The following is a 14,119-nucleotide window of genomic DNA, read 5'->3' on the forward strand; positions in this document are numbered from 1 at the left end:
GCGTGCGAGCGACCCTCCTCCTCCAGGGGAGGGTGGGCAGCAGCGCACGAGGCGTAGGCCGAACGGCGCGCCCCTCACGGCTTGAAATACACGTCCACCTTCATCCCAACCGCGAATGGCCCCGGCTCGGCCAGATCGACCAGCACTTCCACCACGTCGACATCGGTCATGTTGCGCTGGCTGAGCGCAGCAGTGCGGCTGCTCTCGACCAGCGGGGCGATGGCGGCGACCTTGCCGGCGACGTCGCGGCCGCGGAAGGCGTCGGAGCGGACCACCGCCTGCTGGCCGACCTTGATCTTGTCGAGGTCGCGCTGGTCGAGCTCGGCGCGCACGCGCAGCGAGGACGTGTCGCCGAGCAGCACCAGCGGTGGCGTCGTCTGCGGCGAAGCGATCTCGCCGGTGCGCGCATTGACCTGCAGCACCGTGCCGTCGAGCGGCGCGCGGATGGTGAGCTTTTCCAACGTGGCGCGGGCGCTCTGCAGTTCGCTGCGGGCGACGTTGAGCTGGCCCTCGGCGCTGATCGGCAGTGGCGCATCAGCGGTGACCTTGCGCAGCTCGTCGGCCTGCTGCTCCAGCTTCGCCTGCGCGGCTGTCAATTGCGTGCGTGCGGTGTCGACATCGGCATCGGCGCCGCGCCCGGCGCGCCGCTCGGTCACGGCCTTGTCGAGCGCAGCACGCGCGTCGAACGCCGCCGCCTGCGCATCGGCGAGGCCGTCTTCGGCGCGGCGCCGGGGACCCGCGCCAGACGGCGTCGACTCCTTGTTGCGCACGCGCTTGCGCATCGCGACCTGCGCCTCGGCGCTGGCGAGCTGCGCGCGAGCTTCGCCATCGCTGAGCCGCACCAGGGCCTGGCCGGCGAACACGGTCTCGTTTGGCCTGACCAGCACCTCCTGGATCAGCCCAACCACCGGCGCGCCGAGCTTGATCAGGCCGGATGCCGGCTCGACCCGGCCGGGTGCGACGGCCAGCCAGCGTTCCTCCTGGGCATTGGCGGCACGCGCCGTCGGTGGAATCGAGGTCGGCGTGACGATGATAGCCAATGCAGCCGCGGCGACGAGCCCGAGCAGGTGAGCGCGTTCTGGAATTCCCGATATCATGCGTGCGAGACTTTCTTCATGGACTCGCCGCCGCTCTCCTCGCGGACGATGCGGCCGTCCTCGATGTGAATGACGCGATTGGCAAACGGCAGGATGCGCGGATCGTGCGTCACCACCAGCACCGCGCGCGACGGATCCTTGGCGATATCGGCGAGCAGGGTCATGATCGCCTGACCGTTGGCGGTATCGAGTGCGCCGGTCGGCTCGTCGGCGAGAATGACCTGCGCCTTGCCGACGATGGCGCGGGCGATCGCGACGCGCTGCTGCTCGCCGCCCGAGAGCTGGCGCGGGAACGACCGCTTCTTCGGGCCGAGGCCGACCCGCTCGAGCACCTCGCGCGCCGCCAGTTTCGTGGCCCGCGCGCGTTCGCCGCGCACGTCGAGCGCGAGCCGCACATTGTCCTCGGCGTTCAACGTCGGAAACAGATGATAGGATTGGAAGATGAAGCCGATGCGCTCGCGGCGCAGCTTCGCCAGCGCCTCGGGATCGAGCCCCGCGACCGGCTGGTTGGCAACCCGCACGGCACCGCCATCCGGCGTCATCAGGCAGCCCAGGATCGACAACAGCGTCGTCTTGCCGCTGCCTGAGGGGCCCATCAGCAGCGCCAGCTCGCCGCCCTTCAACGACAGGCTCACGCCCTTCAGCGCCTGCACCCGGCCGGCCCCCTGGCCGAGGTGATGCACGAGATCGGTGGCCTCGAGCACGGTGTCGGTCATCGCGAGAACACCAGGGTCGGGTCAATGCGCATGACCTTGAGGATCGCCGCGATCGCCGAGCCGACGCACATCGTCAACGTCAGCACGAACAGCGCGACCGTCAGCGTCGGGGTCATGATGACCGGCAGCGCCGATTCCGCGGTCGCCGCCGCCACGATCCTGCCGATCGCCGCAGCGCCGGCGAAGCCGACGATGGCGCTGAGCAGCGCCTGCCAGATGATGACGGTGTAGATGTAGCGGCTGGACGAGCCGATCGCGCGCAGGGTCGCGAACTCGTTGATGTGATCCTTGGTGCTGGAATAGAGCGTCTGCGCCACGATCACGGTGCCGACGATGAGGCCGAGCAGGGCGCCGGCGAACAGCGCGGCACCCGCGCCGGTGCCGAACAGCCAGAACGAGCGGCTGCGGCTCGCGAACTCGGCTGCGGTCAGCACGTCGACATTGGACAGGCTGTCGCGCAGCGCCCGCTGCACGGTCCAGAGGTCGGCCTCGGCCGCCAGCCTGACCACCAGATAGGACGCCTTGTTCGAGGCGATGCCGGTATAGGCGCGGGCGCGGTCGACGTCGGTGAACACGTAAGGCGTTGTCGTGAACGAGCGGATGCCTTTGGTGACAGCCATCACCTGCACCTTCTGGTCGCGGAGCTCCGCAGCCTGGCCGGCGCCGCCGATGCCGAGCCGCTCGAAATAGGTCTGGTCGATGGCGACCGCGCCCGGCACGGACAGGTCGTCCAGCCGTCCCTCCACCACGTTCCAGGGATGCAGCCCGAGCCCGCGCAGTTCCGAGCCGACCACGAAGACCGGCGTCGTGGTGCCCTGCGGCAGCCGCCATTGCGCATAGCCGATCACCAGCGGCGTCGCCTCCGCCACGCCGGGAACAGCAAGCGCGCGGAACCGCTGCCGCTCGTCGAGCAGCGAGGGGTCCTCGAAGCATTTGGTGCCGACCGGCATGATCCACAGCTCGGCCGGGGAATGGTCGATCATGGTCGTGACCATCCGGCGGAAGCCGACATAGAGGCCCATCTGCACGGTCACCAGCACGATCGAGAAGATGATGCCGATGATGGTGGCAATGAATCGAAGCCTGTCATGGAACAGGTTTCGGGACGCAAGCCTGAACTGCAACGACATGAACGAAAAACCACCCGGAGGCCCCGGCGGCATTTCAGCCGGTTACCGGGGATAAGTCCACGCTGCATCGCATGGCGCCGGCTGTGGCGCATTGTCATTCGCGGCGGCCGTGGCGCGGGGGACACGGGCAGGGGCGTCCAAGTGCAGCGTGTGAGCCGAGCAGGGGGCGTCATAACCGCTGTCGTCCCTGCGAACGCAGGGACCCATAACCACAGGGAGATGTTGTTTTGCGCGATATCAGCCCCGCGGACGACGGGTAGATCACGCGGTATGGGTCCCCGCGTTCGCGGGGACGACAGCTGTGGATGGGGCGACCGCGCCGGCTACTTCGCGCCGACCGCCTTCTTGCGCCAGGCGAGATGAACGGCACAGGTGCAGCCCACCGGATGGCTCGCGAGCTCGGCGGGGGCGGCGTCGTTGGCCGGAGCGGGCGAAGCGACGGCGCGCGCTGCCGCGTCCGCCTGCTGGCCGCCCCTTGCCGGAATGTAGTTCAGGATCGGCGCCAGCCAGCGCTCGACTTCGGCGACGGTCATGCCCTTGCGCGCGGCGTAGTCCTCGACCTGGTCGCGCTCGATCTTGCCGACGCCGAAATAGAAGCTCTCCGGCGAGGCAAAATAGAGGCCCGACACCGACGAGCCCGGCCACATCGCAAAGCTCTCGGTCAGCCGCACGCCGGCATTCTTCTCGGCGTCGAGCAGTTCGAACAAGGTCGCCTTCTCGGTGTGGTCGGGCTGCGCCGGATAGCCGGGCGCGGGACGGATGCCGTGATACTTCTCCAGGATCAGATCGTCCGGCGAGAGCGCCTCGTCCGGAGCGTAGGCCCAGAACTCGCGGCGGACGCGGGCATGCAGGCGCTCGGCGAACGCCTCGGCGAGGCGGTCGGCCAGCGCCTTCACCAGGATCGAGGAATAGTCGTCATTGGCGTTCTTGAAGCGGTCGGCGACGGCATCCTCGCCGAGGCCTGTCGTGACGACGAAGCCGCCGACATAGTCCGGCACGCCCGAGCCCTGCGGCGCAATGAAGTCGCTGAGCGCGGTATTGAAGCGACCCTCGCGCTTCTCGAGCTGCTGGCGCAGCGTGTGCAGCGTCGCGATCTGCTTGGTGCGGCCCTCGTCGGCATAGAGCACGATGTCGTCGCCGGCCGCATTCGCCGGCCAGAAGCCGATCGCGGCGCGCGCCGTGAACCACTTCTCGTCGACGATGCGCTTCAGCATCTTCAGCGCGTCGTCATACAGCGAGCGCGCGGCCTCGCCGACCTTGGCGTCGTCGAGGATGCCAGGGAAACGGCCGGCGAGCTCCCAGGTCTGGAAGAACGGCGTCCAGTCGATATAGGGCACAAGCTCGGCGAGGTCGTAGTCGACGAACGTCTTGGTGCCGAGGAAGGTCGGCTTGACCGGCTTCGCCTTGGCGAAGTCGATCTTCGGCGCGTTGGCGCGGGCGTCCGCGAGCTTCAGCCGCTTCTTGTCGGCCTGGCCGCGCAGATGCGCAGCGGCGATCTTCTGATACTCGCTGCGAACCTCCGTGGCGTAGGTATCCTTGCGCTCCGGCGACAGCAGTGAGGAGGCGACGCCGACGGCGCGGCTGGCGTCGTTGACGTGAACGACCGGGCCATTCTGGTAGTTCGGATCGATCTTGACCGCAGTATGGACACGGCTCGTCGTAGCGCCGCCGATCAGGAGCGGCACGTTCAGGCCCTGGCGCTCCATCTCCGAGGCGAGATACGCCATCTCGTCGAGCGAGGGCGTGATCAGGCCGGAGAGACCGATGATGTCGGCGTTCTCGGCCTTGGCCGTCTCGATGATCCTGGCCGCGGGCACCATGACACCGAGGTCGATGACCTCGAAATTGTTGCACTGGAGCACGATGCCGACGATGTTCTTGCCGATGTCGTGGACGTCGCCCTTGACGGTGGCGAGCACGATCTTGCCGGCGTTGGAGCGCTCGTTGGCCCGGCCCTTGTTGGCAGCCTTCTCCGCCTCCATGAACGGCATCAGATAGGCCACCGCCTGCTTCATCACGCGCGCGGACTTCACGACCTGCGGCAGGAACATCTTGCCGTCGCCGAAGAGGTCGCCGACCACGTTCATGCCGGCCATCAGCGGGCCTTCGATGACGTCGAGCGGTCGCGTCGAGGCGGCGCGTGCCTCTTCGGTGTCCTGCTCGATGAACTCGGTGATCCCATGCACCAGCGCGTGGCTCAACCGCTTGTCGACCGGCCATTCGCGCCAGGCCAGATCGGCCTCCTTGGTCTGCTTGCCCTGGCCGCGGAATTTCTCGGCCAGCGCCAGCAGCCGCTCGGAGGCGCCGGGGTCGCGGTTGAGCACGACGTCTTCGCACACCTGGCGCAGCTCCGGATCGATGTCGTCATAGACGATCATCTGACCGGCATTGACGATGCCCATGTTCATGCCGGCCTTGATGGCGTGATACAGGAACACCGAATGCATGGCTTCGCGCACCGGCTCGTTGCCGCGGAACGAGAAGGAGAGATTGGAGACGCCGCCCGAGACATGCGCATGCGGCAGGTTCTGCCGGATCCAGCGTGTCGCTTCGATGAAGTCGACGCCGTAATTGTTGTGTTCCTCAAGTCCGGTCGCGATGGCGAAGATGTTGGGATCGAAGATGACGTCCTCAGGCGGAAAGCCGATCTGCTCGACCAGGATCTTGTAGGCGCGGGCGCAGATCTCGGTCTTGCGCTTGTAGGTGTCGGCCTGGCCGGTCTCGTCGAACGCCATCACGACCACGGCGGCGCCGTGGCGACGCGCGATCTTCGCTTCGTGAATGAACTTCTCCTCGCCTTCCTTGAGCGAGATCGAGTTCACCACCGGCTTGCCCTGCACGCATTTCAGGCCGGCCTCGATGACGTGGAATTTCGAGGAATCGACCATCACGGGAACGCGGGCGATGTCCGGCTCGGCAGCGACGAGGTTGAGGAAGGTCCGCATCGCGGCTTCCGAATCCAGCAGGCCCTCGTCCATGTTGACGTCGATGACCTGGGCGCCGTTCTCGACCTGGTCGCGCGCGACCTGCAGCGCCGCGGTGTAATCGCCTGATGTGATCAGCTTGCGGAATTTGGCCGAGCCCGTGACGTTGGTGCGCTCGCCGACATTGACGAACGGAATGGCGGGCGTGAGTTCGAACGGCTCGAGGCCCGACAGCCGCAGCCGCGGCGCGATCTCCGGCACGGCGCGAGGCTTGTGCGGGGCGACGGCGGCGGCGATCGCCGCGATATGTTCGGGCGTGGTGCCGCAGCAGCCGCCGACGATGTTGACGAGGCCGTCCCGCGCAAATTCGCCGATCAGTCGCGCCATGTAGGCCGGCGTCTCGTCATACTGGCCGAACTCGTTGGGCAGGCCGGCATTGGGATAGGCACACACCAGCGCGTCGGCAACGCGGCCGATGTCGGCGACATGGGCGCGCAGATCCTCGGCGCCGAGCGCACAGTTGAAGCCGATGGTCAGCGGTTTCGCGTGGCGGACCGAATTCCAGAACGCCTCCGGCATCTGGCCCGAGAGCAGGCGGCCGGACTTGTCGGTGATGGTGCCCGAGATCATGACGGGCACGTCGATGCCGCGCTCCTCGCAGAGCTCGGCGATGGCGTACAGCGCCGCCTTGGCATTGAGCGTGTCGAAGATGGTCTCGAGCAGCAGGATGTCGGCGCCGCCGTCCAGGAGCCCGCGCGCCTGCTCGCCATAGGCGAGCCGGAGGTCGTCGAAGGTCACGGCGCGGTAGCCGGGGTTGGAGACGTCGGGCGAGATCGAGGCGGTGCGGTTGGTCGGGCCCATTGCGCCGGCGACGAAGCGCTGTTTGCCGTCCTCGGCCGCAACGCGGGTCGCGGCATTGCGGGCGAGCCGGGCGCCCTCGCGGTTCAGCTCGTAGATGATGTCGGAGAGGTCGTAATCGGCCTGCGCGATCGAGGTTGCCGAGAAGGTGTTGGTGGCGACGATGTCGGCCCCGGCGCGCAGATATTGCGCGTGGATGTCCTCGATGGCGTCGGGCTGCGTCAGGATCAGCAGGTCGTTGTTGCCGCGGAGGTCGCGATGGAAGTCCTTGAACCGCTCGCTGCGGAAGGCGGCCTCGTCGAGCTGCAGCGCCTGGATCATCGTGCCCATGGCGCCGTCGAGGATCAGGATGCGCTTAGCTGCAGCGGCAAGGAAGGCGGTACGCGCTGGAGATACAGGGGCGGACATCAGGCGGCAGCCTTGTTGGCGGACTTCGGACGGATGCCGAGCAGATGGCTGATCGCGAACACGAGGTCGGCGCGGTTCATGGTGTAGAAATGGAAGGTGTCGACGCCATGCTTGGCGAGCTTTTGCACCTGGCCTGCGGCGACGGTCGCCGCGACCAGCTTGCGGGTCTCGGGATCGTCGTCGAGACCGTCGAATTTTTCCGCCAGCCAGTCCGGCACCGTCGTGCCGGCGCGCGTCACGAAGCCACGCGCCTGCTTGAAATTGTGCATCGGCATGATGCCGGGCACGATCGGGATCGTGATGCCGCGGGCGCGGACGCGGTCGAGGTAGCGGAAGTAGAGATCGTTGTCGAAGAACACCTGGGTGATGGCGCGGGTGGCGCCGGCGTCGACCTTGGCCTCGAGCATGTCGATGTCGGCGTCGAAGTCGCGGCTCTCGGGGTGCTTCTCCGGATAGGCCGAGACCGAGACCTCGATATCGGGATGGCGCTTCTTGATGCCGGCGATCAGCTCGGGCGAGCTCTGATAGCCCTCGGCATGGGTGTAGTAGGGCGTGCCGATGCCGCCGGGCGGATCGCCGCGAAGCGCCACGATGTGGCGGACGCCGACCTCGTGATAGCGGTCGACGACCTCGTCGATCTCGTGGCGCGAAGCCCCGACGCAGGTGAGATGCGCCGCCGGCAGCAGCGCGGTCTCCTTCAGGATGCGCGCGATCGTGGCGTGGGTGCGCTCGCGCGTCGAGCCGCCCGCGCCGTAGGTCACCGAGACGAAGCTAGGCTCCAGAGGGGCGAGGCGCTCGATCGAGGCCCACAGCGTCCGGTCCATCTCCTCGGTCTTCGGCGGGAAGAACTCGAACGAGATCTTCGGCCGGATGATTGCGGAGTGGCCGTCGGCGATGGCGGTGGCGAGGTCGGTCATGGCAGCGCAGGTTCCCGGTGGCGCGTAAATTTCAACTCAAGAGGGGATCGCTCTTTGGATGTGGGAAGATAAGGGAAGTGCGTCGCAATAGACAGCCCACTCGGAATGGGATTTCGCCCACTTGTATGTATTTTGACGACTTTTGTCCGCTGTCACCGATCGCGCAATGGGCAGACAAAATGTTGATGTTTCAACGTATGTTGGCTGTGGGTGAGCGGCTTTGATCGAGATTGAGTGTGGGACGTTTCGAAGGCGGTGTTGTATACAATTTTCGTGTCCCAACTCGGGCTGATGTCGATCCCTGCATTTCCAGCAGGTCTCCGCCGCGGTTGGCCCATTGTGGCACGTCGCGCAGTCATTAGGTTGAAGCCATGATCCCGCTTTCCGTCCTCGACCTCTCCGTCACCACCACCGCCACGCCTGCCTCGGCGGCGCTGCGCAACAGCATCGATCTGGCCCGCCATGTCGATCAGCTCGGCTACGTCCGCTATTGGCTGGCTGAGCACCATAGCCTGCCGTCGGTGGCGAGCCCGTCGCCCGACATCATGATTGGGCAGATCGCGGCAGCGACGCAGCACATCCGCGTCGGCTCCGGCGGCGTCATGCTGCCCAACCATGCGCCGCTGGTGGTCGCGGAGCGCTTCAAGATGCTGGAGGCACTGTTTCCCGGCCGGATCGATCTCGGCCTGGGCCGCGCGCCGGGCACCGACGGCACCACGGCCTATGCGCTGCGCAGCCGGCTCGACCGCCGCGAGGGCGACGACTTCCTGGAGCGGCTGCATGAGCTGATGCTGTGGGAGACCCGCGAGTTCCCTGCCGGTCATCCTTACAACAACGTCATCGCCATGCCCGACGACGCGCCATTGCCGCCGATCTGGCTGCTCGGCTCCAGCGACTATTCCAGCGAACTGTCGGCGCAGCTCGGCATGGGGTTCGGCTTCGCACATCATTTCGCCAGCCACGACGCCGTCGACGCGATGAGAACATACCGCGCACATTTCACGCCGTCGCGCTGGCGGACACAGCCGCATGCGATCCTGGCGGTCGCGGTGGTGACGGCCGAGACCGACGCCGAGGCGGAGCGGCTGGCGTCGTCGATGGACCTCAACCGCCTCAGGCGCGACCGCGGCCAGTTCCTGCCGCTGCCGAGCCCCGAGGAGGCCGCGGCGTACATGTATACAGACGCCGACCGCGCCTCGATCGCACGCAACCGGTCGCGGCTGTTCGTGGGCAGCCCGGCGACGGTGCGAGCCAAGCTCGATCCGATGATCGCGGCGAGCCAGGCGGACGAGCTGATGGTGATCACGGCGACCTTCGACCACGACGCCCGCAAGCGCTCCTACAGCCTGCTTGCCGACGCCTTCGGCCTGGAGCGGAAGGCGGCGGCGTAGTCCCGCACGAACCTAGCAGCCGATGAGTTCTGGATCGTGCAGCATGAAGATTCAGCTCTCCCCGACGGGGCTAGCGTGAGCACGCATCTCGAAGTCGGATCCAGTCACTTCAAGGAACGGACGGTGGGCTCTCTCGCCCCGGCTCTCCGCGAGCACCGCCTTCGCGGAGAGCCCCCCTCACCCGGATTGCATCTTTCGATGCAATCCGACCTCTCCCCGCAAGCGGGGCGAGGTAAAATCCCGTCGCCGCGAAGATGTGTGCTCGAACTAGCCCCACTTGGATGAACGGAGTTCGTGCAGAGAGTTGAGGCGAACAATGGCGCGATCTGGACTTCGAAGCGCGCCGTGCCGGTCTCACCATGTGATCAGCGGAGAGCGGCGCAGGAAGCTGTCGTCGCTCACCTGGTCCACCGCGAAGCGCGCGACATCGGCCCGCGCGATCGTGCCGCCGTGAAAACCTGTGAGGTCCGTCAGCGCGCGGACCGTCTGGCCGCCCGGCTTGTCGTTGAGCATGGCGGGACGGACGATGACCCGGTCGTAGACGAAGCCGCCATGTCCCCGGCTGTCGCCTGCGCCGATCCCGGTGATGGCGACAAGGCGCGCAACATTCTCGGCCTCCATCGCCTTGACGAGCGCCCGCGTCGATGTCGAGAGCGTGGTGACCTCGCGAAACGGGCTGAGCGAGGTGCCCAAGGAACTGATGACGACATCCTGTCCCTTGAGCGCCTTGCGAAGCGTGGCTTCGTCGCGCGCATCGCCGACGATCAGTTGCGCGCCTTGCAGGTCCCCGGCCTTGTCGGGCGAGCGCACCAGCGCGGTGACGTGATGGCCGCGCGCCAGCGCGTCGCGCACGATCAGCCGTCCGGTGCCGCCGGTGGCGCCAAGCACGAGGATGTTAGACTTGGGTGTGGTGACATTGCTATCTTGACTGGTCATGATGATCTCCATGGAGGGGGCGCATTCGCGGAAGCGCGCCGCGCAATTCGGTTTCGGGGGATGATGAGCGGCTCGGCTTCAGGCCGTGGCCGAGATCTCGGCGACAAAGTCGCGGTACGAGCGCAGCGGCCGGCCCAGCAGCGTGGCGAGGCGCGCGACGTCGCCCTCGTCCGGCACCATGCCGTCGGTCAGGAAGCGCTCGGCCATCAGTCGCATGTCGAACGCCATCCAGCTCGGCATGACCTGCCGGAGGTTGGTCTCGAACTGCGCGGTGTTGTCGCCGCCATAGGCGATCGTGCGGCCCAGCACGTCAGACCAGATCGCAGCGGCATCAGCGCCGGTCAGCGTGTCCGGACCGACCAGGTTGATGCGATCGAGCGGCAGCGGCACGGCTGACTGCTCCCTGCGGATCAGCTCGATCGCTGCGATCTCGCCGATGTCGCTGACGTCGATCATCGCGAGGCCCTTGGCTCCGATCGGCATCGGGTAGACGCCGTAGTCGAGCACGACGTCCTTGATCGCGAGATCGTTGTTCATGAAGTAGGCGGGGCGCAGGATGGTGGCGTTCAGGCCCAACTGCTCGATCATCCGCTCGACGGCGAACTTGCCGGCGAAGTGCGGCACGTTGACGTAGACGTCGCTGTGGATCACCGAGAGATAGACGATGCGCTCGATGCCGGCCTCGCGGACCAGATTGAGCGCGATCAGCGCCTGGGTGAATTCATCAGGCGTGACGGCGTTGAGCAGGAACAGGGTCGAGACGCCCGAGAACGCGCCGCGCAGCGAATCGACGTCGAGCAGGTCGCCTTGGGCGATCTGAACGCCTGCCGGAAGGTTGGCCTTCCCAGGATCGCGGACGAGGGCGCGGACATCGGCCCCGCGCCTGACGAGTTGTTCGACGACGCGACGGCCGACGGTTCCAGTGGCACCGGTCACGAGGATGGTCATGGGATCACTCCGGGTTGGTGTTGAGACACCCGGAAGATATCGATCCACATGCGAGCCAATAGGCGCTATATTTGGACATGTCGTCTCATTGGTGGAACAGATGGATCTGCTTGCGCTCGCCGATTTCACGCTCGTCGCCCGCCACGGCGGCTTCGGCCGGGCCGCCCGCGCCAGCGGTCGTCCGAAGGCAACGCTGTCCCGCCGCGTCGCAGAGCTCGAAGCGAGCCTGGACATCAGGCTGATCGAGCGCGGCGGGCGCACACTGAAGCTGACCGAGGAAGGGCGGGCGCTGTTCGAGCGCACGGGCGCGCTGCTGACCGAGCTCGACGAGACCGTCGGTGCGATAGCCTCAGGCGGCGACCAGCCGCGCGGCCGGTTGCGGATCAGCGCGCCGCTGCTGTTCTCGCAGACCGCGATGGGCAAGCTCGCCGCTACGTTCGCGCTCAGATATCCGGAGGTCCGGCTCGAGGTGACGACCGACGACCGCGCCGTCGACATGGTCGAGGAGGGCTATGACCTGGTGATCCGGGTCAATCCCGATCCCGATGAGAGCCTTGTCGGCCGCATCTTCCTGCGCGATCAGCTGGTGGTCGTGGCCAGCCCAAGCCTGACGCGGCCGGCGGACGGCGCGCTCGTTCCTGCGGTTGTTCGTAGCACCGAGCAGATCGCAGCGTGGGACGTCATGGCTGCAACGGGATCATCGCGCATCGCGATCGATCCGATCCTGCGGTTGTCATCGCTGATCATGGTGCGCGATGCGGTCCGTGCCGGCGTCGGTGCCGCATGCCTGCCGCTCTCGCTCGTCAGCCGCGATCTGGCGGCTGGCCGGCTGGCGCATTGGGGCGATTTGGACGCGCCAGCGGTTGCGCTGTGGGCGCTGTATCCGTCGCGGCGGCTGTTGAGCGCGCGCGTCTCCGCCTTTCTCGACCATCTGAAGCAGGCATTCCCGGTGGGAACGCCGGCCGAGCTGGCGGCCTATGTGGAGCCGCGGGATGACGGTCCGATCATTCCATCCGCTCGCTGAAGGTCGCGCGGAACGGGTGCGCCGGATAGACGCCGACGATGCGCAGTTCGCGCGAGAAGAACTTCAATTCCTCCAGGGCGAAGGCCAGCCCCTTGTCGTCGGGATGGCCGTCGACGTCGGCGTAGAACTGCGTCGCGAAGAAATTGCCGTCGACCATGTAGCTCTCGAGCTTGGTCATGTTGACGCCGTTGGTCGCAAAGCCGCCGAGCGCCTTGTAGAGCGCAGCCGGCAGGTTGCGGACGCGGAACACGAAGCTCGTGACCAGCGGCCCGGAGTTCTGCTCGGCCCATTGCTCCTGGCGCGCCAGCACGACGAAGCGGGTGGTGTTGTGGGCCTCGTCCTCGATGTCCTCGGCGAGGATGTCGAGGCCGTAGATCTCGGCGGCGAGGCGCGAGGCGATGGCCGCCACGCTCCTGTCGCCGCGCTGCGCCACGTCCCGGGCGCTGCCCGCGGTGTCACCGGCGACGATCGGCCGGACGCCGAGCTGGCGGATGATGCGGCGGCACTGGCCGAGCGCGTGGACGTGGCTCTCGACGGTCTTGATGTCGGCGAGCTTGGTGCCCTTCAGCGCCATCAGCTGGTGGCGGACCGGCAGGAACCACTCGCCAATGATGTAGAGGCCGGAGGCCGGCAGCAGGTGATGGATATCGGCGACGCGGCCGGCGACCGAATTCTCGATCGGGATCATGCCCAGGTCAGCCTCGCCGGAGGAGATCGCGCTCAGCGCGTCCTCGAAGGTCGCGCACGGCATGGCCTCGGCGGTCGGATAGGCCTCGGAAATGGCGATGTGGGAATTGGCTCCCGGCTCGCCCTGGAATGCGATTTTCAAGATCTTGCTCATGAGGGGCCTTGTAGCAGCAGCTTAGGACTTGGACAGCAGCCGGCGTGCGGTTTCGAGGTCGGCGGGGGTGTCGACGCCGCGGGGCACGGCGTCGACGACCATCACGTCGATGCGCATGCCGGCTTCCAGCGCCCGCAGCTGTTCCAGCTTTTCCTGTTGCTCCAGCGGCGATGGCGGCAGGCTGACGAAGCGCTCCAGCGCCGCCCGGCGGTAGGCGTAGAGCCCGATGTGATGGTACCTCGGTCCGTCGCCATACGGCGCCGTGGCCCGGGTGAAATACAACGCGCGCATGCGCCGGCCGCCGAGAGGCGAGCCGACCGCCTTGACGACGTTCGGATTGAGGCTCTCCTCCTCGGTATGGATCTGCGCGGCAAGGGTCGCGATGTCGACGGCGGGATCGTCCAGTGGCGGCAGCACGTCGCTGATGTTCTGCGGGTCGATGGTCGGGAAATCGCCCTGCAGATTGACCACGATCTCGGCCTCGCGGGCAGGGTCGAGCTTGCACATGGCTTCGTAGATGCGGTCCGACCCGGAGGGATGATCGGGCTTGGTCATCACCACCTCGCCACCCGCCGCCGTCACGGCGTCCGCGATCTCCAGCGTATCGGTTGCCACGGCCACGCGGCCGATCGCGGCCTCCTGCGCGCGCCGGAGCACCTGCACGATCATCGGCTGGCCGGCGATGTCGAGCAGCGGCTTGCCGGGCAGGCGGGTCGAGGCCATGCGGGCAGGGATCAGCACGAGGATTTTGGACTTGGTCATCCGGGAAACGGCAGGTCGGAGCCGGTCGCAACAGCGCGGGCCGGACTGGATGGGGACAGCAGGGGCGGCCCGCTTATACGGGTTGCCAGAGCACGGGCAAACCGATATCTCACTTCTGCCGCAGGGGGAGGCGCGACGGCTCGATTCCGCTCGATGCCTTGACGAAT

The 14,119-nt window shown here is 67.0% G+C and carries 11 protein-coding genes; 2 read left to right on the forward strand and 9 right to left on the reverse strand.

Features of this window, described 5'->3' with window-relative positions; translation table 11 throughout:
• Positions 1–74: 74 nt before the first annotated feature.
• The 5 genes from QX041_RS28755 to metF form a co-directional block, all read right to left on the reverse strand.
• Positions 75–1,097 carry an HlyD family secretion protein gene (locus QX041_RS28755; protein WP_316167375.1) on the reverse strand — a complete coding sequence of 341 codons (1,023 nt, stop codon included), beginning with the start codon at positions 1,095–1,097 and terminating at the stop codon, positions 75–77.
• The gene (locus QX041_RS28760; RefSeq protein WP_316167376.1) at positions 1,094–1,813 is read right to left on the reverse strand and encodes an ABC transporter ATP-binding protein; all 720 of its coding nucleotides are present in this window, start codon (positions 1,811–1,813) and stop codon (positions 1,094–1,096) included. Before QX041_RS28760 ends, QX041_RS28755 begins: the two co-directional genes overlap by 4 nt.
• A complete protein-coding gene (locus QX041_RS28765; RefSeq protein WP_316167378.1) occupies positions 1,810–2,943 on the reverse strand; it encodes an ABC transporter permease in 1,134 nt (377 codons plus the stop codon). The genes QX041_RS28760 and QX041_RS28765 overlap by 4 nt, the downstream gene beginning before the upstream one ends.
• 323 nt (positions 2,944–3,266) lie before the next feature.
• Positions 3,267–7,133, reverse strand: coding sequence for a methionine synthase (metH, locus tag QX041_RS28770; protein WP_316167379.1), 3,867 nt, complete (start codon positions 7,131–7,133; stop codon positions 3,267–3,269).
• Positions 7,133–8,050: a methylenetetrahydrofolate reductase [NAD(P)H] gene (metF, locus tag QX041_RS28775; RefSeq protein WP_315713792.1), complete on the reverse strand. Its 918-nt coding sequence runs from the start codon at positions 8,048–8,050 to the stop codon at positions 7,133–7,135. The genes metH and metF overlap by 1 nt, the downstream gene beginning before the upstream one ends.
• 371 nt (positions 8,051–8,421) lie before the next feature.
• Between metF and QX041_RS28780 the strand changes: the two genes are divergently transcribed.
• Positions 8,422–9,441, forward strand: a complete 1,020-nt coding sequence (locus tag QX041_RS28780) for an LLM class flavin-dependent oxidoreductase (RefSeq protein ID WP_315713793.1) — start codon at positions 8,422–8,424, stop codon at positions 9,439–9,441.
• A gap of 354 nt (positions 9,442–9,795) precedes the next feature.
• Here the strand turns inward: QX041_RS28780 and QX041_RS28785 are convergent, their stop codons facing one another.
• On the reverse strand, positions 9,796–10,377 hold the full coding sequence (locus QX041_RS28785) for an NAD(P)-dependent oxidoreductase (RefSeq protein ID WP_315713794.1): 582 nt from the start codon (positions 10,375–10,377) through the stop codon (positions 9,796–9,798).
• A 78-nt stretch (positions 10,378–10,455) separates the two neighbouring features.
• A complete protein-coding gene (locus QX041_RS28790; RefSeq protein WP_315713795.1) occupies positions 10,456–11,325 on the reverse strand; it encodes an NmrA/HSCARG family protein in 870 nt (289 codons plus the stop codon).
• Positions 11,326–11,425: 100 nt separating this feature from the next.
• Between QX041_RS28790 and QX041_RS28795 the strand changes: the two genes are divergently transcribed.
• Entirely contained in the window at positions 11,426–12,349 is a 924-nt protein-coding gene (locus tag QX041_RS28795) for a LysR family transcriptional regulator (protein WP_315713796.1), read from the forward strand.
• On the opposite strand, the gene QX041_RS28800 is transcribed toward QX041_RS28795, so the two are convergent.
• Positions 12,330–13,190 (reverse strand): prephenate dehydratase, encoded by an 861-nt coding sequence (locus QX041_RS28800; RefSeq protein WP_316167381.1) that lies wholly within the window; start codon positions 13,188–13,190, stop codon positions 12,330–12,332. The genes QX041_RS28795 and QX041_RS28800 overlap by 20 nt on opposite strands.
• 21 nt (positions 13,191–13,211) lie before the next feature.
• Positions 13,212–13,952 (reverse strand): 3-deoxy-manno-octulosonate cytidylyltransferase, encoded by a 741-nt coding sequence (locus QX041_RS28805; RefSeq protein ID WP_315713798.1) that lies wholly within the window; start codon positions 13,950–13,952, stop codon positions 13,212–13,214.
• Positions 13,953–14,119 lie beyond the last annotated feature (167 nt).

Source organism: Bradyrhizobium sp. SZCCHNRI2009, assembly GCF_032485115.1.
Lineage (GTDB): Bacteria > Pseudomonadota > Alphaproteobacteria > Rhizobiales > Xanthobacteraceae > Bradyrhizobium.